25 protein-coding genes are annotated in these 20,330 nt (G+C 55.9%); 23 read left to right on the forward strand and 2 right to left on the reverse strand.

The annotated features are described in order from the left end of the window. Window positions 1–66: 66 nt before the first annotated feature. The 10 genes from alaS (at window position 67) to mtnN (ending at window position 8,755) form a co-directional block, all read left to right on the forward strand. A complete protein-coding gene (gene alaS / locus C772_RS10450) occupies window positions 67–2,700 on the forward strand; it encodes an alanine--tRNA ligase (protein WP_008299840.1) in 2,634 nt (877 codons plus the stop codon). Window positions 2,701–2,770: 70 nt separating this feature from the next. Beyond that, window positions 2,771–3,043: an IreB family regulatory phosphoprotein gene (locus tag C772_RS10455; protein ID WP_035002120.1), complete on the forward strand. Its 273-nt coding sequence runs from the start codon at window positions 2,771–2,773 to the stop codon at window positions 3,041–3,043. Further along, window positions 3,040–3,459, forward strand: a complete 420-nt coding sequence (ruvX, locus tag C772_RS10460; protein ID WP_008299842.1) for a Holliday junction resolvase RuvX — start codon at window positions 3,040–3,042, stop codon at window positions 3,457–3,459. Before C772_RS10455 ends, ruvX begins: the two co-directional genes overlap by 4 nt. 10 nt (window positions 3,460–3,469) lie before the next feature. Further along, window positions 3,470–3,769 carry a DUF1292 domain-containing protein gene (locus C772_RS10465; RefSeq protein ID WP_008299843.1) on the forward strand — a complete coding sequence of 100 codons (300 nt, stop codon included), beginning with the start codon at window positions 3,470–3,472 and terminating at the stop codon, window positions 3,767–3,769. 201 nt (window positions 3,770–3,970) lie between these two features. Then, entirely contained in the window at window positions 3,971–5,098 is a 1,128-nt protein-coding gene (gene mltG, locus C772_RS10470; protein ID WP_008299844.1) for an endolytic transglycosylase MltG, read from the forward strand. Window positions 5,099–5,186: 88 nt separating this feature from the next. Next, complete coding sequence (locus tag C772_RS10475) at window positions 5,187–5,849, forward strand: O-methyltransferase (protein WP_008299846.1); 663 nt, start codon at window positions 5,187–5,189, stop codon at window positions 5,847–5,849. After that, window positions 5,846–6,484: a uridine kinase gene (gene udk, locus C772_RS10480; RefSeq protein WP_008299848.1), complete on the forward strand. Its 639-nt coding sequence runs from the start codon at window positions 5,846–5,848 to the stop codon at window positions 6,482–6,484. The genes C772_RS10475 and udk overlap by 4 nt, the downstream gene beginning before the upstream one ends. A 108-nt stretch (window positions 6,485–6,592) precedes the next feature. After that, window positions 6,593–7,063: a transcription elongation factor GreA gene (greA, locus tag C772_RS10485; RefSeq protein WP_008299850.1), complete on the forward strand. Its 471-nt coding sequence runs from the start codon at window positions 6,593–6,595 to the stop codon at window positions 7,061–7,063. A gap of 297 nt (window positions 7,064–7,360) precedes the next feature. Then, window positions 7,361–8,035, forward strand: a complete 675-nt coding sequence (locus tag C772_RS10490) for a YrrS family protein (RefSeq protein WP_008299851.1) — start codon at window positions 7,361–7,363, stop codon at window positions 8,033–8,035. A 24-nt stretch (window positions 8,036–8,059) separates the two neighbouring features. Then, entirely contained in the window at window positions 8,060–8,755 is a 696-nt protein-coding gene (mtnN, locus tag C772_RS10495) for a 5'-methylthioadenosine/S-adenosylhomocysteine nucleosidase (RefSeq protein WP_008299853.1), read from the forward strand. A gap of 138 nt (window positions 8,756–8,893) precedes the next feature. On the opposite strand, the gene sigK is transcribed toward mtnN, so the two are convergent. Further along, window positions 8,894–9,625, reverse strand: coding sequence for an RNA polymerase sporulation sigma factor SigK (sigK, locus tag C772_RS10500; protein WP_008299855.1), 732 nt, complete (start codon window positions 9,623–9,625; stop codon window positions 8,894–8,896). A 137-nt stretch (window positions 9,626–9,762) separates the two neighbouring features. Here sigK and C772_RS10505 point away from each other — a divergent pair, with 137 nt between their 5' ends. From C772_RS10505 to C772_RS10555, 11 genes are all read left to right on the forward strand, one after another. Further along, a complete protein-coding gene (locus tag C772_RS10505; protein ID WP_008299856.1) occupies window positions 9,763–10,284 on the forward strand; it encodes a YqeG family HAD IIIA-type phosphatase in 522 nt (173 codons plus the stop codon). Continuing rightward, entirely contained in the window at window positions 10,281–11,381 is a 1,101-nt protein-coding gene (gene yqeH, locus C772_RS10510; RefSeq protein WP_008299858.1) for a ribosome biogenesis GTPase YqeH, read from the forward strand. The genes C772_RS10505 and yqeH overlap by 4 nt, the downstream gene beginning before the upstream one ends. Window positions 11,382–11,394: 13 nt before the next feature. Next, window positions 11,395–12,228 carry a shikimate dehydrogenase gene (gene aroE, locus C772_RS10515; RefSeq protein ID WP_008299859.1) on the forward strand — a complete coding sequence of 278 codons (834 nt, stop codon included), beginning with the start codon at window positions 11,395–11,397 and terminating at the stop codon, window positions 12,226–12,228. Then, entirely contained in the window at window positions 12,222–12,518 is a 297-nt protein-coding gene (gene yhbY, locus C772_RS10520; RefSeq protein WP_008299861.1) for a ribosome assembly RNA-binding protein YhbY, read from the forward strand. The genes aroE and yhbY overlap by 7 nt, the downstream gene beginning before the upstream one ends. Beyond that, window positions 12,511–13,098, forward strand: a complete 588-nt coding sequence (locus tag C772_RS10525; protein WP_008299863.1) for a nicotinate-nucleotide adenylyltransferase — start codon at window positions 12,511–12,513, stop codon at window positions 13,096–13,098. The genes yhbY and C772_RS10525 overlap by 8 nt, the downstream gene beginning before the upstream one ends. Then, window positions 13,079–13,657 carry a bis(5'-nucleosyl)-tetraphosphatase (symmetrical) YqeK gene (yqeK, locus tag C772_RS10530; protein ID WP_008299865.1) on the forward strand — a complete coding sequence of 193 codons (579 nt, stop codon included), beginning with the start codon at window positions 13,079–13,081 and terminating at the stop codon, window positions 13,655–13,657. Before C772_RS10525 ends, yqeK begins: the two co-directional genes overlap by 20 nt. Next, window positions 13,654–14,001, forward strand: a complete 348-nt coding sequence (gene rsfS / locus C772_RS10535) for a ribosome silencing factor (protein WP_008299867.1) — start codon at window positions 13,654–13,656, stop codon at window positions 13,999–14,001. Before yqeK ends, rsfS begins: the two co-directional genes overlap by 4 nt. Next, window positions 13,998–14,741, forward strand: coding sequence for a class I SAM-dependent DNA methyltransferase (locus C772_RS10540; RefSeq protein ID WP_008299868.1), 744 nt, complete (start codon window positions 13,998–14,000; stop codon window positions 14,739–14,741). The genes rsfS and C772_RS10540 overlap by 4 nt, the downstream gene beginning before the upstream one ends. A 76-nt stretch (window positions 14,742–14,817) precedes the next feature. Next, the gene (locus C772_RS10545; protein WP_008299870.1) at window positions 14,818–15,438 is read left to right on the forward strand and encodes a helix-hairpin-helix domain-containing protein; all 621 of its coding nucleotides are present in this window, start codon (window positions 14,818–14,820) and stop codon (window positions 15,436–15,438) included. Between the two features lie 70 nt (window positions 15,439–15,508). Beyond that, window positions 15,509–16,069, forward strand: a complete 561-nt coding sequence (locus C772_RS10550) for a ComE operon protein 2 (protein WP_008299872.1) — start codon at window positions 15,509–15,511, stop codon at window positions 16,067–16,069. 20 nt (window positions 16,070–16,089) lie between these two features. Further along, on the forward strand, window positions 16,090–18,354 hold the full coding sequence (locus C772_RS10555) for a DNA internalization-related competence protein ComEC/Rec2 (protein WP_160162846.1): 2,265 nt from the start codon (window positions 16,090–16,092) through the stop codon (window positions 18,352–18,354). A gap of 39 nt (window positions 18,355–18,393) precedes the next feature. Here the strand turns inward: C772_RS10555 and C772_RS16395 are convergent, their stop codons facing one another. Continuing rightward, window positions 18,394–18,528 carry a YqzM family protein gene (locus C772_RS16395; protein ID WP_008299875.1) on the reverse strand — a complete coding sequence of 45 codons (135 nt, stop codon included), beginning with the start codon at window positions 18,526–18,528 and terminating at the stop codon, window positions 18,394–18,396. Between the two features lie 174 nt (window positions 18,529–18,702). Between C772_RS16395 and holA the strand changes: the two genes are divergently transcribed. Together holA and C772_RS10570 are read left to right on the forward strand one after the other, a co-directional pair. After that, window positions 18,703–19,725 (forward strand): DNA polymerase III subunit delta, encoded by a 1,023-nt coding sequence (gene holA / locus C772_RS10565; protein ID WP_008299876.1) that lies wholly within the window; start codon window positions 18,703–18,705, stop codon window positions 19,723–19,725. A gap of 265 nt (window positions 19,726–19,990) precedes the next feature. Then, entirely contained in the window at window positions 19,991–20,326 is a 336-nt protein-coding gene (locus tag C772_RS10570) for a hypothetical protein (protein WP_008299880.1), read from the forward strand. Window positions 20,327–20,330: the final 4 nt, after the last annotated feature.

Here is a 20,330-nt window from a genome sequence, read left to right on the forward strand (position 1 = left end):
GTCCCTTTGCATAGGGGATGGAGGATTTTTTTATTGTACCGCCGACCAACAAGGAGGAGAAACAGCTTGAATTCATTTACATCCGCAGAACTGAGAGACATGTATCTGAAGTTTTTCGAGGAAAAGGGCCACTCTGTCGAGCCGAGCGCCTCGCTCGTTCCGGTCGATGACGCGTCCCTGCTCTGGATCAACAGCGGCGTTGCAACACTCAAGAAATACTTTGACGGTCGCGTGGTGCCGGAGAATCCGCGCATCGTGAACGCCCAGAAAGCGATCCGGACAAACGATATCGAGAACGTCGGGAAAACAGCACGGCACCATACGTTCTTCGAGATGCTCGGCAACTTTTCGATCGGTGATTACTTTAAGCGTGAATCCATCCACTGGGCATGGGAGTTCCTGACCCATCCGGACTGGATCGGGTTCGATCCAGAAAAACTGTCGGTGACCGTCCACCCGGAAGATGAGGAAGCGCTTCTGATCTGGCGGGATGAAGTCGGCGTTCCCGAAGAACGCATCATCCGCCTCGAAGGGAACTACTGGGATATCGGGGAAGGCCCTTCGGGTCCGAACTCAGAGATTTTCTATGACCGCGGACCATCCTACGGAGACGATTTCTCCGACCCTGAGCTTTACCCGGGCGGTGAAAACGAGCGCTATCTGGAAATCTGGAACCTCGTCTTCTCGCAGTTCAACCACAATCCGGACCACACCTATACCCCGCTGCCGAACAAGAACATCGATACCGGCATGGGTCTGGAGCGGATCGCTTCCGTCGTCCAGGATGTTCCGACGAACTTCGATACCGATCTGTTTATTCCGATCATCAGGGAAATCGAAGAGATTTCGGGTGCATCCTACGGCAAGGAAGCGGAAAAGGACACTGCGTTCAAGGTGATCGCTGACCATACCCGCACCGTGGCATTTGCGGTCGGCGACGGGGCCTTCCCGTCAAACGAGGGCCGGGGCTATGTGCTCCGCCGTCTGCTCCGCCGCGCAGTCAGGTACGCCAAACAGCTCGGCATCGACAAGCCGTTCATGTACCGTCTCGTGCCGGTCGTCGGCAGCATCATGGAAAGCTATTACCCGGAAGTCACCGAAAAAGCCGAATTCATCCAGCGGGTCATCAAGAATGAGGAAGACAGGTTCCACGAAACGCTGAATGAAGGTCTGTCCATCCTGTCCGGCATCATCGGCCGGGTAAAAGAGGAAGGAGGCAGCGTCATTTCGGGTGAGGATGCGTTCAGGCTCTATGACACATTCGGCTTCCCGGAAGAACTCACTGCCGAATATGCGGAAGAACAGGGTCTCACAATCGATGAGGAAGGCTTCCGCCGCGAGATGGAAGCCCAGAGGGAGCGCGCGCGTGCCGCGCGGCAGGACGTCGGCTCGATGCAAGTCCAGTCCGGCGCGCTCGGCGGCTTCCATGAGGAAAGTGAATTCATCGGCTATGACCACCTCGTTTCCGGCGCGAAGATCATCGCGATCGTCAGAAGCGGAGAGCTTGTGGAGTCCGCGGAAGAGGGCGAGGAAGTGCAGGTCATCCTTGACCGCACCCCGTTCTATGCAGAAAGCGGCGGCCAGATCGCGGATAAGGGATCGATGACAGGCGATGCTTTCCGTGCTTCCGTACAGGACGTCCGCAAGGCGCCGAACGGACAAAACCTCCACTCGGTAAAAGTGGAGGCCGGCACCATGACAAAAGGGGATACGCTGAAAGCGGAAGTTGATGCAGCTCAGCGGCGCCTGATCGTGAAAAACCATACGGCGACACACCTGCTGCATCAGGCGCTGAAAGACGTCCTCGGAGGACATGTCAACCAGGCGGGCTCCTATGTCGGCCCTGACCGCCTCCGGTTCGACTTCAGCCATTTCGGTGCCATGACGGAGGAGGAGACCGCCAAGGTCGAGCGGATCGTCAACGAACGCATCTGGGACGGAATCGGTGTCGGAACCGCCTATCATCAGATTGATGAAGCGAAGAAGATGGGGGCCATGGCGCTGTTCGGTGAAAAGTACGGCGATGTCGTGCGAGTCGTTTCGATCGGCGAATACTCGCTTGAGCTGTGCGGCGGCTGCCATGTCCGTGACACGTCGGAGATCGGCCTCTTCAAGATTGTATCCGAAGGCGGCATCGGAGCCGGCACAAGGCGGATCGAGGCGCTGACAGGCAAGGAGGCCTTCCTCTACATGAAGGAGGAGGAAGAAATCCTGGAAGAGGCAGCTTCGATGCTCAAGGCCAATCCGAAGGACCTCCTCAAAAAGCTCTCGGCCCTGCAGGCGGAACAGAAAGAGCTCAAACGCGAGCTTGAGTCGCTTTCCGCACAAAAAGCGCAGGGACAGCTTGGAGCAATTTTGGAATCCGCCCGTGAAATCGGCGGCGTATCGGTTGTTGCAGCCCGTGTGGAAGGCGCCGACGGCAACCAGCTCCGTACGATGATGGATGAGCTCAAGCAGAAGCTGGACAGCGGTGTCATCGTGCTCGGTTCCGCCGGCGATGGCAAAGTGACGCTTGCTGCCGGCGTGACCAAGAATATCGCCGGCAAGGAATACCACGCGGGGAACATCGTCCGCCATGTTGCGGAAATCTGCGGAGGCAAGGGGGGCGGCCGTCCGGATATGGCGATGGCCGGCGGCAAAGACCCGTCCAAACTTGATGATGCGCTCCAATCCGTGTATGATTTAGTCAAATCCGTTTAAACGCGGATCTGTACGTTTATAATGGGATGCGAGGTTCCAAAGCGTCCCAAGGGAAAGCGGGGTGCTGACCATGGATTCATTCGACAAGACGATGAAGTTCAACTTTCCGGAAGAGCCGATGGAAGATGAGGTGCGGACGGTTCTGCTTAAGGTCCATACCGCGCTGAAAGAAAAGGGATACAGCCCCATCAACCAGATTGTCGGCTACCTCCTATCGGGAGATCCGGCATACATCCCGCGGCATGCCGACGCAAGAAACATGATCCGGAAACTTGAGCGGGATGAGATCATCGAGGAACTTGTGAAATTCTACATTGCCGGACATGACGGAGACCGTTCATGAGGGCGATGGGATTTGACGTCGGCACCAAGACAGTCGGTGTCGCCGTGAGTGACGGACTCGGCTGGACGGCCCAGGGCGTCGAGACGATCAAGATCGACGAAGAGGCCGGGGAGTTCGGCATCGGCCGGATCCGCGAGCTGGTCGCGGAGTATGGTGTAACTTCATTCGTTGTCGGGTACCCAAAGAATATGAACAACACAGTGGGGCCGCGCGCGGAAGCATCCGAGCGGTTTGCGGACCTGCTGAGGGATGAATTTTCCCTTCCTGTGGAACTCTATGACGAGCGCCTGACGACGATGGCGGCAGAAAAGATGCTCATCAGCGCTGATGTCAGCCGGAAAAAACGCAAAAGCGTCATCGACAAGATGGCCGCCGTCATGATTCTGCAGGGCTGGCTGGACAGAAAAAACGGATGAGGTGATTTAATTGGAACACGGAGATGCGCACATCACGGTTGTGGACGAAGAAGGCAACGAGCAGCTTTGCGAGGTGCTGTTCACATTTGAGGCGGAGCAGTTCAACAAATCGTACGTCCTGTACTACCCGGTAGGGGCGGAAGAAGATGAAAACGAGGAAATCGAGATCATGGCTTCTTCCTTCACCCCGGGAGAAGAGGGCGAACAGGGAGAACTGAAGCCGATCGAGACCGACGAAGAGTGGGACATGATCGAAGAAATGCTCAACACGTTCCTCGCGGAAGACGAAGAGGACGACGAAGAAGAATAAGAGATTTGCATTCCTCCGGCGCATGCTCGCCGGACAGCTCCCCGAACCGCCGCACATTCCGTGCGGTGCGGAAACGGGGAGCTTTTTTGCATGGCTTCTTCCGGGTCAACCGCCCGGATAAAGCGTCACGTCCGCAACGCCTTTCCTGTTGCTGTCGTTTCATGTATAATAGCCTCGAAATACAGAGGGGGAACACGGTTTATGAGTGACCGATCCAAAAAACAGGTCATGCTTGAACGCATGAATGAAAAAAAGAAGGAAGTGAAGACGGTCCGGCGAATCGTCCTGATCGTCTTCCTCGCCGCGCTGCTCCTCATGCTTATCGGAGGCGCCATCCTCTATTCCTATGTGACGGGAGGGCTAAAACCGGTTGATCCGGATGCCGAGGACACCATCACGGTTGAGATTCCGATCGGCTCCAACCTGGACACGATCGCGATGAAGCTCGAGGAGGCAGGTGTCATCAAAGATGACCGGATCTTCAAGTATTACGCCAAATTCAACAACGAAAGCGACTTCCAGGCCGGCACCTATGAAATGAGCCAGGCGATGACGCCGGATGAGCTGCTGGAAAGCCTGAAGACAGGAAAGGTCTACAGGGAACCGGTATTCCAGTACACCATCCCGGAAGGTCTGAATCTTGCCCAGATTTCAGAAGTGATCGAGAAAAACACGGAATTCACCGCCGATGAATTCATGGAGCTTGTCACGGATGAAGCCTATATCAATGAGCTGATTTCGAAGTTCCCGAATCTTCTCACCGAGGAAATCCTGAACGAACAGATCAAGTTCCCGCTGGAAGGCTATCTGTTCCCGGCAACCTACCCGGTGTTTGAAGAACATCCGACACTGGAAACGCTTGTCGAACAGATGATCGGAGCGACGGATGAGAACATCACCCCTTACCGTGACGCGATTGCCGAAGAGGAGCGGACCATCCACCAGGTCCTGACAATGGCATCGCTCGTGGAAAAAGAGGCCCGCACACCGGAAGACCGCAAGTCCATCGCGAGCGTCTTTGAAAACCGCCTTGCGGAAGGCATGCCGCTCCAGACGGACCCGACGGTCGCCTACGCTCACGGGAAGCATCTGGAACGGACGATGTACAGCGATCTGGAGATCGATGATGCCTACAACACCTACCAGAACCAGGGGCTTCCTCCAGGGCCGATTTCGAATGCGGGCAGTTCATCCATTGATGCTGCACTGAACCCGTCCGAAACCGATTATCTCTATTTCCTGGCGGATCCGTCCGGCATCAACCATTTCGCAAAAACGTATGAAGAACATCTTCAGAACAGGGACAAGTATCTGAAGAGCGGGGAATGACCCGGAGAAGGAGAGCTTCCGCTTTCCTTCTCTTTTCATGTGAATAATGCTATGATGAACGGGTATTTTTTTGGATAAGCAGGTGTAAATGATGGAACATGAATATAGCCGGTATTCGGAAGGGCTGATCCCGCCCCGTCCGGAACGGATCATGGCGATGGAACAATACGCCCGCGACCACAGGGTGCCGATCATGCAGCTGGAGGGGATGGAGGCGCTGCTCCAGATCCTCCGTGTGCAGCGTCCCGGAAGGATCCTTGAAATCGGAACGGCCATCGGGTACTCGGCGATCCGGATGGCGGAGGCACTTCCCGGCACCGAAGTGGTGACGATCGAGCGCGAACCGGCCATGCAGGAAAAGGCCGAAGAAAATATCGGGCGGTCGGAAGCGGAAGGGCGGATCCGGCTTGTCCGCGGTGATGCGCTGGAGCTTGAAAAGCTTCCCGAAGGGCCTTTCGATGCCCTGTTCATCGATGCCGCAAAAGGCCAGTACAGAAGGTTTTTCGACATTTATGAGCCGCTGCTGTCCGGCCGCGGCGTAATTTATTGTGACAATATGTTCATGCACGGCCTGTCCGCCGAAGACCCGGAGGACATTCCCAGGAAAAACCGGACAATGATCCGCAAGCTGAGGGAATTCACAGAATGGCTCATGGCGCATCCCGGCTATGATTCGGCTCTTTTGCCGGTGGGCGACGGCCTGATGATCAGTACGAAAAAAGAATCAACCGAAGAAGGTGCAGCGTTATGACAAAGAAACGGCCGCTCATCATCGGAATCGCCGGCGGCTCAGGGTCCGGCAAGACGAGCGTCACCCGTTCGATCTACGACGTCGTGAAGGAACATTCCGTCGTCGTGATCGAGCATGATTACTATTATAAAGACCAGTCCGACCTGGCATTTGAAGAACGGCTGAAGACGAATTATGACCACCCGCTCGCATTTGACACGGAACTCCTCATCGAGCACATCAAGGAACTGCTCGAAGGGCGTCCGGTCAACCGGCCGGTGTACGATTATGCGCTTCATACGCGCTCTGACAAAACTGTGGAGATCGAGCCGAAGGACGTCATCATCATCGAAGGAATCCTCGTGCTTGACGATGCCAGGCTCCGTGAACTGATGGATATCAAGCTCTTTGTCGATACGGACGCGGACCTCCGCATCATCAGGCGCATCCAGCGTGACATCGAAGAGCGCGGCCGTTCGATCAGTTCGGTGATCGGCCAATACCTGTCGGTCGTCCGGCCAATGCACAATCAGTTCATCGAACCGACAAAACGTTATGCGGACCTGATCATCCCCGAAGGCGGGGAAAACAAAGTCGCAATCGACCTGATGGTGACGAAAATAAAAACAATTCTTGAATCTCCACAAAATCTGTAATATACTCTTGTCAGTTAAAACCATCACATTTCCGCTATGTCGCATTCCCGGCCACGGGGCGGCATAGTATTCTTTTTATGAAGGAAAGACGCGAAGGAGAGATTGTTTATGTCCACAGAGAAAAAATTTCCGATGACCCAGGCGGGAAAAGAGAAGCTGATCGAAGAACTTGACTATCTGAAAACGGTTAAACGAAAAGAAGTCGTCGAACGCATCAAAGTTGCACGCAGTTTCGGCGACCTCTCCGAGAACTCCGAATATGATTCGGCCAAAGAAGACCAGGCGTTCATCGAAGGCCGCATCTCCACGCTCGAATCGATGATCCGCAATGCCGAAATCATCGAAGACAACGGTGATGACGACCGCGTGCAGCTCGGCAAGACCGTGACATTCAGGGAAATGGACGGCGATGAGGAAACCTACACCATCGTCGGTTCCGCAGAAGCGGATCCGTTCGAAGGCCGCATCTCTAACGACTCGCCGATCGCCAAGGGCCTCCTCGGCCGCACTGTCGGCGACCGCGTCAAGATCATGACGCCGGGCGGCGAAATGGACGTCGAAATCGTGTCCATCAGCTGATCCCTTCCATCTTCCTGCCTTTTAGAGGGGGAATACATGAAAACAGCTGATCAAGCAGAAGGTCCCGAAAACCGCGGTAAGACGGGGGACCTTCCGCGGAGATCAGCTTTTTTTATTTCTTCACAGTGAGAAGCCGGCTGCGGTGATTAACTTTCGGGGCGTTCTGCTTAACATCCGCGAGAATGACCATTTACTGTCAACGATCAATTTCTCTTCATGAAACTGAAACAATCCGGTAATCATTTCGTCAAATTAGCGATAATCGTTTATGATAGAGTAACCGGGGGAGGAGATGGCATGGAAGAACAGAATTTTTCCAGAGTGGCGCGAAATCGCCAGAAGTCAAACCGGATCCTGAATATCCTGATTGGCGTCGTCTTCGTCCTGATCATTGTCACCGCAGTAGGCATCTTCACCGGCGGAGACGACCAGGCCGCCGACAGCGGGCGTGAAGCAGGGACGGAACAGACGGAAGGCGGCAGCGGTCCGGATGGCGGTAACGCAGCGGCCGGTGACGGCGGGGAAGATACCGAACAGTCCGGCGACCGGGAAAAAGCCTCCGAAGAAGAGGCTGCCGGCTCTGAAAGTGGCGGGGAAGAAGCCCAGGAATCCGATCAGCCGGGCAAAGTGATCCGGACACCGTCGGACGAGGGCATCGTCGAAGAGACGATCGTCGACACTTCCTGGAAACCGATCGGCACCGAACAGTCGGGCGACCATGTATCGGTCTACGAGAAAGGCCATATCGACTGGCAGGAAAAGGTCCGGGCCATGTCGTATGCCACGGGAATCCCTGAAAGCGACATGATCGTATGGTATTTGAAAAACGGCGGCGGCCCACAGAAATCCATCGGGACCGTATCGACCGGAGATAAAAGCGAAAAATATAATGTCCACCTGGAATGGGTGGACGGTGAAGGCTGGATGCCGGTACGGCTCGACAAGCTGAACACGCTTGAAGGGGCCTATTGACCGGAACGAACGGAGGATTCTGGTATGAGAATAGCCATTATCGGTGCGATGGAAGAAGAAGTCGAGCTTCTGCGCAGCCGGATCGAAGAAAAAGAGACGACGATTGCCGGAAACAGCGAGTACACCACCGGAAAACTGAATGGCGCAGATGTCGTCCTGCTAAAAAGCGGGATCGGAAAAGTCAACGCCGCCATGTCCGCGGCTGTATTGCTTGACCGGTTCAAACCTGACGCCGTGATCAATACCGGTTCTGCCGGCGGTTTCAACAGCGACCATGAAATCGGCACGGTCGTCATTTCATCGGAAGTCAGGCACCATGATGTGGATGTGACGGCCTTCGGCTACGAGCACGGCCAGGTACCGCAGCTTCCGCCTGCCTTCAGGGCGGACGGCAAACTCATTGAAGCTGCACGCAAGGCTGTGGAAGACATCGGTGAGCATGCTTCTGCGGAAGGGCTGATCGTCACCGGGGATTCCTTTATGTCCGATGCGGACCGTGTTGCACGGGTGCGTGAATGGTTCCCGGATGCGCTTGCATCCGAAATGGAAGCGGCTGCCGTCGCACAGGTGTGCCACCAGTTCGGCGTGCCGTTTGTGGTCATCCGGGCGCTCTCGGACATTGCAGGCAAGGAGTCGGCCATGTCATTTGACGAGTTTTTGCCGAAGGCGGCGAAACATTCGGCGGAAGCGGTCATGCGGGCGGTCTCGAAACTTCAGTGATCGCATGATATAATCGGATAAGTGAATCACCACTTGGACAGGGAGTGAACAATGTGCTTTATCTGATGGCAGGTTCTTTGATTGTGACCGGTATCCTTGCTGGCGTCATGATGTACCAGCTCGGTTCCGAAAAGTGATTTAGTCGGCCCTTCCCCCGCGCTCGGCGGGGGAGGGGCTTTTTTCGTGCTTGAACTGCTGATAAAGCTTGACGAGTGCCCGCTTCTCGATCCTTGAGACGTAGCTGCGGGAGATGTTCAGCTGCGCGGCGATCTCTTTCTGGGTCATCGGATTATCGTCCAGCAGGCCGTAGCGTCTCTGGATGATTTCCAGCTCGCGCTCATCGAGCTTGGTCAGGTGACGGTACAGCCGGTCGAAGCGTTCCTTCCGCTCCAGCCGGTCATCGGCCGTTGATTCGTCGACTTTCAGGACATCGGTGATCTGAAGGGAGTATCCGTCCTTGTCGATGCCGATCGGCTCATAGAGGGACACATCCTTCTGGACTTTTTTCTGAGCGCGGAGATGCATAAGGATCTCGTTCTCGATGCACCGTGCGGCAAACGTGGAGAACTTGGTTTTCTTATCCGGGGTAAAGCTTCCGACCGCCTTCATCAGGCCGATCGTGCCGATCGAGATGTAGTCGTCCAGCTGCTCGTGCCGTGGGTGGAACTTTTTCACGATATGGGCGACAAGGCGCATATTGCGCTCGATCAGCTCATCCTTCGCACTTTCATCGCCCTCAGCCACCCGCCTCAGGCAATCGGCTTCTTCCTCCGCATTCATCGGCTTCTGGAACGCCTGGCCCTTCAGGTAGCCGACCAGCGCGGGGATGTCCGCCCACAGCTGAAGCAGTGCAGTGAAGATCCCGCTCACGCCAACACCTCCAATGTTGTTTCTGCCACCATATGTCACAATGTGAGGAATCATGAGAATGACCGGTCCCGGGATGTGGGACGGTGCAGCGCTGTGGTATAATCGGGAAAGAATTCAGAGTCAATGGAGTGAATCGGGTGTATCGTCTTTTTTTGCCGAATGAATATGTAAAGAACGTTTTCCGGGTGACTCCGGAACAACTGAAAAAAAACGGAATCCGCGGTGTTATCACCGACCTGGACAACACGCTTGTCGAATGGGACAGGCCCGATGCGACGGAGGAAATCATCGATTGGATGAAGGATATGCGCGAGGCGGGCATCCATGTGACGATCGTGTCGAACAATAACGAGGAACGGGTCAAGGCGTTCGCCGACCCGCTCGGCATTCCGTTTATCCACCGGGCGCGTAAGCCGATGGGCAAAGCGTTCCGCCAGGCGGTCCGCCAGATGGGTATACCAAAAGAACAGGTAGTCGTGATCGGCGACCAGCTGCTGACGGATATTTTTGGCGGGAACCGGAGCGGGCTGCACACTGTACTCGTCGTTCCGGTCGCCAGCTCGGACGGACTGGCCACCCGGTTCAACCGGAAGGTCGAGCGGATGATCATGCAGAAGCTGAAACGACGGGGGCTCATCGATTGGGAGGAGATCAAGTGACCGAAGAAAAAACCTGTATCGGCTGCGGGGCGGTCCTGCAGACTGAGGACGAAAAAGCGCCGGGGTATGCCCCGGCCGCGACTCTTGAAAAGGAGATGCCGCTCTGCAGGCGCTGTTTCCGGCTCAGGAACTACAATGAACTCGAGCCGGTCCCTCTGACGGACGACGATTTCCTGAAGATCCTGAATACGATCGGCTCCAAAGACGCGCTTGTCGTCTACATCGTCGACATCTTCGACTTTAACGGAAGCTGGATCCCCGGGATGCACCGGTTCGCCGGCTCCAATCCGGTGCTTCTCGTCGGCAACAAAGCCGACCTTCTGCCGAAATCGGTGAAGGAAAACAAACTCATCCATTGGATGACGGCCGAATCCAGGAAGCTCGGCCTGCAGCCCGAGGATATCCTGCTTGTGAGCGCCGACAAGGGAACCGGCATCGACAGCGCGATCCGCCGCATCGAGGAGCTACGGTCGGGCAGGGATGTCTATGTGGTCGGCTGTACGAATGTCGGGAAATCCACATTCATCAACCGGATCATCAAGCAGGTCGCGGGAGGCGATGATGTCATCACGACGTCCCACTTCCCGGGGACCACGCTGGATATGATTGATATCCCGCTTGATGACGGGAAGTCTATGTATGACACGCCAGGAATCATCAATCATCATCAGATGGCGCATCTGCTGGATGCAAAAGACCTGAAGGTGATCACACCGAAAAAAGAGATCAAGCCGAAGGTGTTCCAGCTGAATGAGGAGCAGACGCTGTTCCTCGGAGGGCTGGCGCGGTTCGACTATCTGAAGGGCGGGCGTACGGCGTTCACCGTCCATGTCTCCAATGCGCTCGACATCCACCGGACGAAGCTGGAAAAGGCGGATGACCTGTATGCCCGGCAGAAAGGCGAGCTTCTTACGCCTCCTGCGGCGGATGCGGAGGCATTTCCGGAGCTGGTGCGCCATGAATTTTCGATCAGGGAAGAGAGAACGGACATCGTCATCTCGGGACTCGGCTGGATCACGGTCCAGCAGGCGGGGAAAGTGATTGCAGTCCACGCGCCTGAAGGGGTAGCGGTCATGCTCCGGCCTTCCCTGATCTGAGGGGGAAAACAAAATGAAAAAATGGTATGCGGTCATCGGTGATCCGGTTTCCCATTCAAAATCACCGGCCATGCATGAGGCGTGGTTCGGGGAAAGCGGCATCGATGCCTCCTATATCCCGGTACATGTGCCGGCGGGAACGGTGGGGGATGCCGTCGCCTCACTTCGCCGTCTGGGTGCTTCGGGTTGGAATGTGACGGTGCCCCATAAGCAGGCCATCATTCCTTATCTGGACGAAGTGGATCCGCTTGCAGCGGAAATGCAGGCGGTGAACACGGTCAAGGTCCTGCCTGATGGCCGCCTGCTCGGCATGAACACGGATGGTCCGGGGTTTGTCCGGTCGCTTGAGGAGCGCATCCGGCAATCTCGCAGGGATGAACCTGTCCTGATTATCGGGGCCGGCGGTGCGGCAAACGGAATCGCGCTTGCCATGAAACAGGCAGGATACGGAAAGATTGCGGTATGCAACCGGACCGTGGAAAAGGCAGAGGCACTCTGCAGCCGGATCGGCGGAGAAGCACTCAGCCTGGACGAAGCGGCAGAGAGGCTTGGCGAATTCGGAACCCTTATCCAGACGACGCCGGTCGGCATGTCGACCGCGACCGGCGGCCTGCCGATCTCCATCGGCAACCTGGATCCCGGAGCGGTTGTGGCGGATATTGTCTACAGCCCCCTTCATACGGATTTCCTGAAAGCTGCGATGAAAAACGGAAATGAAATCGTGGACGGCCTGGGCATGTTCATCTGGCAGGGCGCACTTGCCTTCAATGAATGGACAGGCCTGATGCCGGACACGCTTGGAACAAGACAACGGCTGATAGCGGAAATGGAGGAATCAACATGCTGACCGGAAAACAGAAACGGTTCCTGAGAAGCGAGGCGCACCATCTGCAGCCCGTCTTCCAGGTTGGAAAACAAGGTGTTAACGATGAACTGATCAGCGGTATTTCCGAAGCACTGGAAAAGCGCGAACTGATCAAGGTGGCCATTCTTCAGAATGCGCCGGAGGAAAAAGAGGAAGTCGCACAGATGCTTTCCGAAAGGACCCGGGCCGAGCTCGTGCAGGTGATCGGCAAGACGATCGTGCTTTACCGGGAGTCGAGGGACAATAAGCGTCTCGTGCTTCCGGGTGAGTGAGCGGAAGAAGGTCGGAATCCTGGGAGGGACGTTCAATCCGCCCCATGTCGGCCATCTCATGATCGCCGAAGGCGTCCGTGACGCTGCCGGCCTTGATGAAATCCGCTTTATGCCGAACGCCATCCCTCCGCACAAGGCAAAGGAAGGCGATGCAGAACCTTGGCAGCGGCTTGAGATGACAAAGCTTGCGATCCGCGGCAACCCTGATTTCACGGTTGAGCCCATCGAGGTGGAGTCGGGAGGGGTTTCCTACACCTCCCGGACGCTGGACCTGCTCCGTGAACGGGAACCCAAATCGGATTTTTCGTTCATCATCGGCGGCGACAGCATCGAACATCTGCATACGTGGTATGACATCGATTCGCTCATGGATAAAGTGCAGTTCATCGGTGTACCCCGTCCGGGCAGCAGCGCATCCGGCCGGTACCCGGTCAGAATGGTCGGCATCCCGCAGATTGATCTGTCCTCGACCATCCTGAGGGACAAACTCGGAGCGGGGCGTTCGGTCAAGTATCTGATTCCGGACCCGGTGATCCGCTTTATCCGCGAGGAGGGATTGTATGGAACCCGAACGCCTTAAAATCGAGGCGGAAAGGCGTCTTCCATCCGGCCGTTACCAGCATGTCCTGCGGGTTGCGGAAACGGCGATGATTCTCGCGGACCGTTTCGGGGAAGACAAAGAAAAAGCGGAGACTGCCGCGCTCCTTCATGATTTGGCTAAGGCCATGCCGAAAGAGGACCTGAAGCGGATCGTGGAGTCTGAAGGCGATCCTGTCGCCGTACTCGGATTTCATCATGAGCTGTGGCATGGCCCGGCGGGGGCTGTGATCGCCCGTGATGAGTTCGGGATCCGCGATGCCGATATTTTGGCTGCCGTCCGGTTCCACACAACGGGACGCGCCGGCATGTCCCGCCTTGAAAAAATCATTTTTATAGCAGACATGATTGAGCCGGGCAGGAATTTTCCCGGGGCGGATCAGCTGAGGGAGGAGGCGGAGCGCTCGCTTGAAGATGCGCTTATTGCGTGCAGCGCACACAGCCTCCAGTACCTGGCCTCCGTCCGCGCCGCCATCCACCCGGACACACTCCGGTGCTACAATGACAGTCTCTCGCAAGGAAAGGGTGCAATGAACCGATGACAAACCAGACATTGCTTGAAACGGTATACAATGCCGCAGATGATAAAAAGGCGGCCGATATGGTCGTCCTGAATATGCAGGGAGTTTCTCTTCTCGCTGATTATTTCCTGATCTGCCACGGAAATTCCGACCGGCAGGTACAGTCGATCGCACGCGAGATCAAGGACAAGGCCGAAGAAGCCGGCTTTGACGTAAAGCGGCTCGAGGGATTCGACTCCGCGCGCTGGATCCTGGTCGACCTCGGCGACGTGGTCGCCCATGTTTTCCACAAAGATGAGCGGGCTTATTATAATCTCGAGCGCCTGTGGGGAGATGCGCCGGAACTGGAAATGGAAGGTCAATGAACGGAGAATCCTACCGCGCATTCGCCGCGGTCTATGATCTGCTCATGGAAGACATTCCCTATGGCCGCTATGCGGAATGGGTCCGGGAAATTGCCGGGCCCCCGGAGAATCAGAAGCTGCTGGATGTCGGATGCGGCACGGGGGTGCTGACAGAACGTTTTGCCCGTGACGGTTACCGCGTGACGGGGATTGACCTGTCCGGTGATATGCTTTCGGTCGCAAGGGAGCGCTTCAATGAAGCGGGTCTTGAGGGAATGTTTTTTGAACAGGCGATGCAGGAGATGGAAGGGCACTCCGGCTATGATCTGGCGGTGATCGCCATCGACTCGCTGAACTATGTAACGGAAGTTGAGGAAGTGGCCGCCGTGTTCAAGCAAGTTTACAGCGCGCTGAACCCGGGAGGCCGCCTGCTGTTTGATGTCCATTCCCCCTATAAGATGACCGAACTGTTCCTGGATGGGCCGTTTACCGCGGACCTGGACGGGGTTTCGTATATCTGGCATACGTATCCCGGTGAGGAGCCGCTTTCCGTAGAGTCGGAAATCAGCTTTTTCATCCGGCGGCCGGACGGGCTTTATGTGCGTCAGGAGGAGTTTCATCTGCAGCGGACTTTCACGCCGGATACGTATATCCGCCTTCTTGAAGAGGCGGGCTTTGCTGTCCGTTCGGTCACCGCTGACTGGACGGGAGACGCTCCTGCGGAAAACAGCGAACGCATCTTTTTCCATGCCGTAAGGTGAAGCTTTTCAAATCGTCACACTTCGGGTATAGTGAAGGAGACTCCATGAACCGCCATCCCCGGGAGGGAACCTTTTCTTGGAATGGCTGAAGATGAACTGGAGGAAGCTGATCCCCCCGATCGCGGCTTCCGTCCTGATTTTGACGTTTATCCTGTATACGAAAAGCCATACCGCGGGCGTGCCTGCGGAATCATTCATACCAGCTTCTGACGGGTTGGACCCGATCAGTGCCGATGACCGTGCGGATCCGTCCGCAACGGTCATTTTTGTTGATGTGAAGGGGGCGGTCGAAAAGCCGGGTGTCTACAAGGCGGAGGACGGGGACCGGGTCATCGACGCTGTCGCCAGGGCGGGCGGTTTTCTTCCGGATGCAGTGCCGGATGCGATCAACCATGCGGAGCGGCTGCGGGACGAGATGGTCATTTATGTGCCGTTCCTCATGCCGGAAGGTGCTGAAGAAACCGGCGCAGCCGCTCCTCCTCCCGTGTATGGGGCGGACGACGGAAAGGTGAATCTTAATACTGCGGAGGCCGGGGAGCTCATGACCCTGCCGGGGATCGGTCCCGCGAAGGCCGAAGCGATCATCGCCCACCGGACCGAGCATGGCCCTTTTTCCGATCCGGCAGGTCTTATGGACGTCAGCGGAATCGGGGAAAAGACATTTGCCGCCCTCGAGGAGCTGATCACCGCAAAATGACATTGAATACCGGCCCGCACACCGATACACTGAAGATAAGAGTTTTGTAATGTTACAGGAGGCGGACTTCATGGAGCGGATTAGTTGGGATCAATTTTTCATGGCGCAGAGCCATTTGCTGGCACTCCGGAGCACATGCACGAGACTGTCGGTCGGTGCGACGATCGTCCGTGACAACCGGATTGTCGCCGGTGGCTACAACGGATCGATATCGGGAGGCGACCATTGCATCGATAAAGGGTGCTATGTCGTCGACGGCCATTGTGTCAGGACGATCCACGCAGAGATGAACGCACTTCTTCAGTGCGCAAAATACGGTGCACCGGTTGCGGGTGCCGAAATTTACGTCACCCATTTCCCGTGTCTGCAGTGCACGAAAGCGATCATCCAGGCCGGGATTTCCAAGCTGGTCTACGCGGAGGATTATAAGAATAATGAGTATGCCCAGCAGCTTCTCCAGCAGGCCGGCGTACGGGTGCTTAAAGTTCCGTTTGAGGAGCGCGAAGTCGATTTTCTCTCACAGGAGAAAATCGGGCTCTACGAGGAACTTCTGGGCAGGCTGAAAGAAGCCGGCGCACCTGAGGAAGAGCTTGAGGCATACGGCAGGAAGGTGAAGGAACTATTCGGCTGAGGCTGATTGAAAATCCGATGATGTATCTGGCTTTGCCGGTCCTGGCAGCGGCGGCCGCCAGCACGGTGTCATTGCTGTTTATGGCACTGCTGCTCCCATCCGCCGCGGCTGCAGCCGTGAAAAGGGAATCTCCGGCCGTCTGGCTGGCATTCATGGGAATCGCTGCGGCGTCATTTGCCTGGTTCAGCTCCGGTGAAAAGCAGGATCAATATACGTCCGTACCGGAAGAGATTGTCTGGACGGATAAAGTATCGGAATCAGGCGGACTGTTGAGAGGATTCGCAGAAGATTCCAATGGCAACAAATGGTATGTCAATTACCGGTTCCGCTCCGAAACAGAACGGGACCGGTTTTTCCGTGAGGGCATTGCCGGACATCGTTATCTCGTCCGGGCAAAGAAGGAAGAACCTGATCCGGCAGCCCATCCATACGCCTTTGACATGGCGGCGTGGCTCCGTTCCGAAGGGGCAGCAGGGATCCTGGAACTGCAGGAAGCCGAGCCTGCCGGTGCGGCTCCCGGAATGTCCGCTGCACTCAGAAGATGGAGGGCGGCCCTGGGCAGCCACATCCGGACTCACTTTCCCGAACCGGTCTCTGCCGAAGCGGAAGCGCTTATCATCGGGGAGCGGTCAGCCACGGAACCGCATGATGAACGGGCCTACAGAAGGCTTGGCATCACGCATCTGTTTGCGATTTCCGGACTTCATGTCGGAATTCTGGTTTATCTGCTCAGGGAGGGCCTGATGAGGCTCGGTTTCAGGACCCATATTGTCAGGACCGGACTGACGATGTTCCTTCCCGTTTATGCGATGCTGGCCGGCGGGGCGCCCCCCGTATGGCGGGCTGTCCTCATCTCGCTGATGCTTCTCGTTCCTGAATCCAAGTCCGGAAAACCAAGGCTGGATTTTCTCCTTTCCGCAGGCATGATTGTATTTTTGCTCGTCGACCCCCACGCCGTCTCCAAACCCGGCTTCCAGATGAGCTACCTTGCAGCGTTTGCGCTGATCCATTCTTCCGTCATCCTTTCATCGGCACGCGGCGCCCTTCACCAGACATGGCTGGTCACAGTCATCTGCCAGGTTGCGGTCACCCCGGTGCTCCTCTATCATTTCTTCGAGACATCCATTTCTTCTTTTGCCGCCAATCTGCTGTTTGTCCCTCTTTTTTCTGCCATCATCCTTCCTGCCAACCTGATCTTGCTTTTGCTGACTTTTATCCTTCCCCAAGCGGCTGGCCTGCTGTTTGCCCTATATGTCCCGTTCCGCGAAGTCCTGGCAGGATTCATCCTGCTGTGTGCAAAAATTCCGCTGAGTGTCTGGACGCCGGGAAGGCCGGAACTCCCGTCGCTTCTATTGCTGATCGCCGCGGTTTTCATCTTCTTTTGGCTTCTGGAAAAACGCAGAAATGGGGCGGGGGCAGCCGTTCTGCTTACGGCCTGCTGTCTCGTACATGCCGTTCCATATGCCGATCCGTCAATTCATGTCACGTTCATCGATGTTGGCCAGGGTGACTCTGCATTGGTGGAACTCCCATACCGGCGCAGTGTCATCCTCATCGATACCGGCGGAAGGCTTCTTTTTGATGGGGAGGAGCGGCAGGAGAAGGGAGGTGTCGGGGAGCGGGTGGTCGTCCCTTATTTGAAGGGCCGGGGAATCACCAGGGTGGACAAACTGGTCCTGTCGCACCCGGACGCGGACCATGCGGAAGCGGCAGACGAAGTATTGGGGGAGATCCGTGCAGGCGAGATCCATATCGGACCCGGCACTTATGGTGAGGGAGGGTATGCGGAAGTGATCGGGATAGCGGGGGACAGAGGCATTCCGGTCAGGGAGATGATTGCGGGAAACGGCTGGACGGAAGGGAGGACGTTTTTCCGCTACCTCAGCCCAGTGGAGGGGGAATACCGGGGCAACAATGACTCTCTGGTTCTGCATATGGAACATGATGACTTTCGGGTGCTGTTCACCGGGGACCTGGAGGAAGAAGGGGAAAACCAGGTGATCGTTAATTATGCGGACTTCTTCCCGGTGACCATCCTCAAGGCAGGCCATCATGGCAGCCGGACATCCAGCGGTGCGCCGTTTATCGGGGCCGCCAGACCATCGGTTACGATCTTTTCTGCCGGCAGGGAAAACCGATACGGCCATCCGCATCCCGAAGTCACGGAGCGTTTCAGGGAGGCAGGGCTTCCGGCTGTTTCCACTGCGGATTACGGGACGATGACTTTTTCTTTCCGGTCCGGAAAGGGCATGTCGGTCGTGCACCGCCAAACTGAAGGGAAATAAAAAACGGAGGCTCCGGTTTGCCGGAAGCCTCCGCCCTGATCAGCCTGCAACGAGTTCAATAACTGTCGCAATGACGAAGATCAGCGAAAAGAATACAAAGGATACGATGAAGCCCACGCCCGAGTCGATGACATCGTTGCGCTTCGTCTGCGGGTTCTGTTCGAATTCGTTCATTGCTACCCCTCCTATGGTTCCCCCATATTATAAGGGATGATGTAGAAAAAAGCTATAACGTACAAGGCAATCCCGGCCGGTTCACCAGAGGTTCATGAAACTTTCACAAACTATGGAGAGGACCGGCTTCATGTATAATAGAAAAACAGGCTCAAGCGAAACGGAGTGTTCACGATGTTTACGGATAGTTGGAGAAACATGGCCAAAGGGGAAGTTGCCCCGGTCTACCTGATCAGCGGCCCGGAGATGTATTTTTTTGATGAAACCGAGAAACGGCTGAAGGATGCCATGCCTGATGCCGCAACGTCGGAACTTACGACATTCGATCTGGATGAAACTCCGGTTGAAGCGGTGATCGAGGAAGCGGACACGTTCCCTTTCTTCTGTGACCGGAAACTGATCATCGCAAGAAACGCGTCATTCCTGAAAGCAGCCGACAAAGGGAAGGAAAAAGTGGAACATGACCTGGACAGACTGATGGACTGGCTTGCCCACCCGCCGGAAAGTGCGGTCGTCCTGTTTCTCGCCCCGTATGAAAAACTGGATGCCCGGAAAAAGGTGGTCAAGGCATTCCGCAAACATGCGGTCTGCCTGGAAGCGGAACCGCTCAAAACCCATGATGTCGAAACATGGGTCAAACAGGAGGCGGCCCGATTGGGAAACAGCATCTCGGACAGCGCCGTCCGTTTGCTGATCGAAACGGCCGGAGAGGATCTGGTCCGCCTCCGGTCGGAGCTGGAAAAGCTGTCGCTCTATGCCGGAGAGGAGAAGGGCATCGGTGACGGCGACGTCAGCCTGCTCGTGGCCAAAACACCTGAAGACGATGCATTCAAGCTTCTGGATGCCTATATGCAGGGAGACTCCGGCAAGGCACTGACCATCTACAGGGATCTTCTGCAGAACAAAGAGGAGCCGATCCGCCTGAACGCACTTCTTGCCAACCAGGTGCGGCTCATGATCCAGGTGAATGCCCTCAAGAAGAAGGGGTACCAGCAGCACCAGATTGCGAAGCAGCTCAAGGTGCACCCGTACCGGGTCAAACTGATTCTGGAGAACCGGAAACTCGCGGACGACGCGCGCCTGCTCGGAACCCTATCCAGACTCGCAGACGCCGATCTCCGGCTCAAAACAGTATCAGGAAACAGAGAAAGGGTCCTCGAACTGGTGCTGATGCAAAAGGTGGGCGGAAGAAAATGAACAGACTGCAGACCGTGCCCAAAGGCCCGGTTCTGCAGTCTTTTTTTGTACTTGGTTCCATAGGAAATGCGGCTTTTGCATGGGATTCCGGAAGTACCCCAACTCCCAATAAAAAGATTATTTCTAAAGGGTTGCACCCCTGAGAGAATCGGGGTATAGTACGGGTGAATTATGGTCTGCCGCACTCTGAGCCTATTGTTTAAAGTTCTATTATTGCCCCAGCCACTGCCCAGGCTTCACCGAAAAATCCCATGAGGTGATTGAAATGATGGATGATCAAATCCACGGCTTGCTCAGCAAAGAATACAAATGTGCAGTCATTAAGGTAGGTTCCGAAACAGCGGCCATTCTGATTAACCGCAAAAGGAAAATCGGGCTGAAAAAACGTGTGGCGGGCATGCTGCCGGTGTACCACTATGAGAAATGGGAAGAAGAGCTGGACCGCTGGGAGTACCGGCCGGTCGGATTTTGGAACATCTTTTCGAGAAAGTTCATCCATTCCACCATCGCCATCTGCATGGATGATACTGAAAAAGTCGTCTACTGGCGCTACCTGACATCTGCAGAAAAGATGCAATTGCCATTTTCCCGGGTTCTGTGATTTA

This window comes from Bhargavaea cecembensis DSE10 (assembly GCF_000348905.1).
In the GTDB taxonomy this organism is placed as follows: Bacteria; Bacillota; Bacilli; order Bacillales_A; family Planococcaceae; genus Bhargavaea; species Bhargavaea cecembensis.

Coding starts and splice junctions, on each gene's coding strand:
- rsfS (WP_008299867.1), top strand. CDS start 13,654: ATGACAAACCAGACATTGCTTGAAACGGTATACAATGCCGCAGATGAT.
- holA (WP_008299876.1), top strand. CDS start 18,703: ATGTTTACGGATAGTTGGAGAAACATGGCCAAAGGGGAAGTTGCCCCG.
- ruvX (WP_008299842.1), top strand. CDS start 3,040: ATGAGGGCGATGGGATTTGACGTCGGCACCAAGACAGTCGGTGTCGCC.
- yhbY (WP_008299861.1), top strand. CDS start 12,222: ATGCTGACCGGAAAACAGAAACGGTTCCTGAGAAGCGAGGCGCACCAT.
- C772_RS10455 (WP_035002120.1), top strand. CDS start 2,771: ATGGATTCATTCGACAAGACGATGAAGTTCAACTTTCCGGAAGAGCCG.
- C772_RS10490 (WP_008299851.1), top strand. CDS start 7,361: ATGGAAGAACAGAATTTTTCCAGAGTGGCGCGAAATCGCCAGAAGTCA.
- mtnN (WP_008299853.1), top strand. CDS start 8,060: ATGAGAATAGCCATTATCGGTGCGATGGAAGAAGAAGTCGAGCTTCTG.
- mltG (WP_008299844.1), top strand. CDS start 3,971: ATGAGTGACCGATCCAAAAAACAGGTCATGCTTGAACGCATGAATGAA.
- C772_RS10570 (WP_008299880.1), top strand. CDS start 19,991: ATGATGGATGATCAAATCCACGGCTTGCTCAGCAAAGAATACAAATGT.
- C772_RS10550 (WP_008299872.1), top strand. CDS start 15,509: ATGGAGCGGATTAGTTGGGATCAATTTTTCATGGCGCAGAGCCATTTG.
- C772_RS16395 (WP_008299875.1), bottom strand. CDS start 18,528: ATGAACGAATTCGAACAGAACCCGCAGACGAAGCGCAACGATGTCATC.
- greA (WP_008299850.1), top strand. CDS start 6,593: ATGTCCACAGAGAAAAAATTTCCGATGACCCAGGCGGGAAAAGAGAAG.
- C772_RS10475 (WP_008299846.1), top strand. CDS start 5,187: ATGATGGAACATGAATATAGCCGGTATTCGGAAGGGCTGATCCCGCCC.
- yqeK (WP_008299865.1), top strand. CDS start 13,079: ATGGAACCCGAACGCCTTAAAATCGAGGCGGAAAGGCGTCTTCCATCC.
- C772_RS10555 (WP_160162846.1), top strand. CDS start 16,090: ATGTATCTGGCTTTGCCGGTCCTGGCAGCGGCGGCCGCCAGCACGGTG.
- udk (WP_008299848.1), top strand. CDS start 5,846: ATGACAAAGAAACGGCCGCTCATCATCGGAATCGCCGGCGGCTCAGGG.
- C772_RS10540 (WP_008299868.1), top strand. CDS start 13,998: ATGAACGGAGAATCCTACCGCGCATTCGCCGCGGTCTATGATCTGCTC.
- aroE (WP_008299859.1), top strand. CDS start 11,395: ATGAAAAAATGGTATGCGGTCATCGGTGATCCGGTTTCCCATTCAAAA.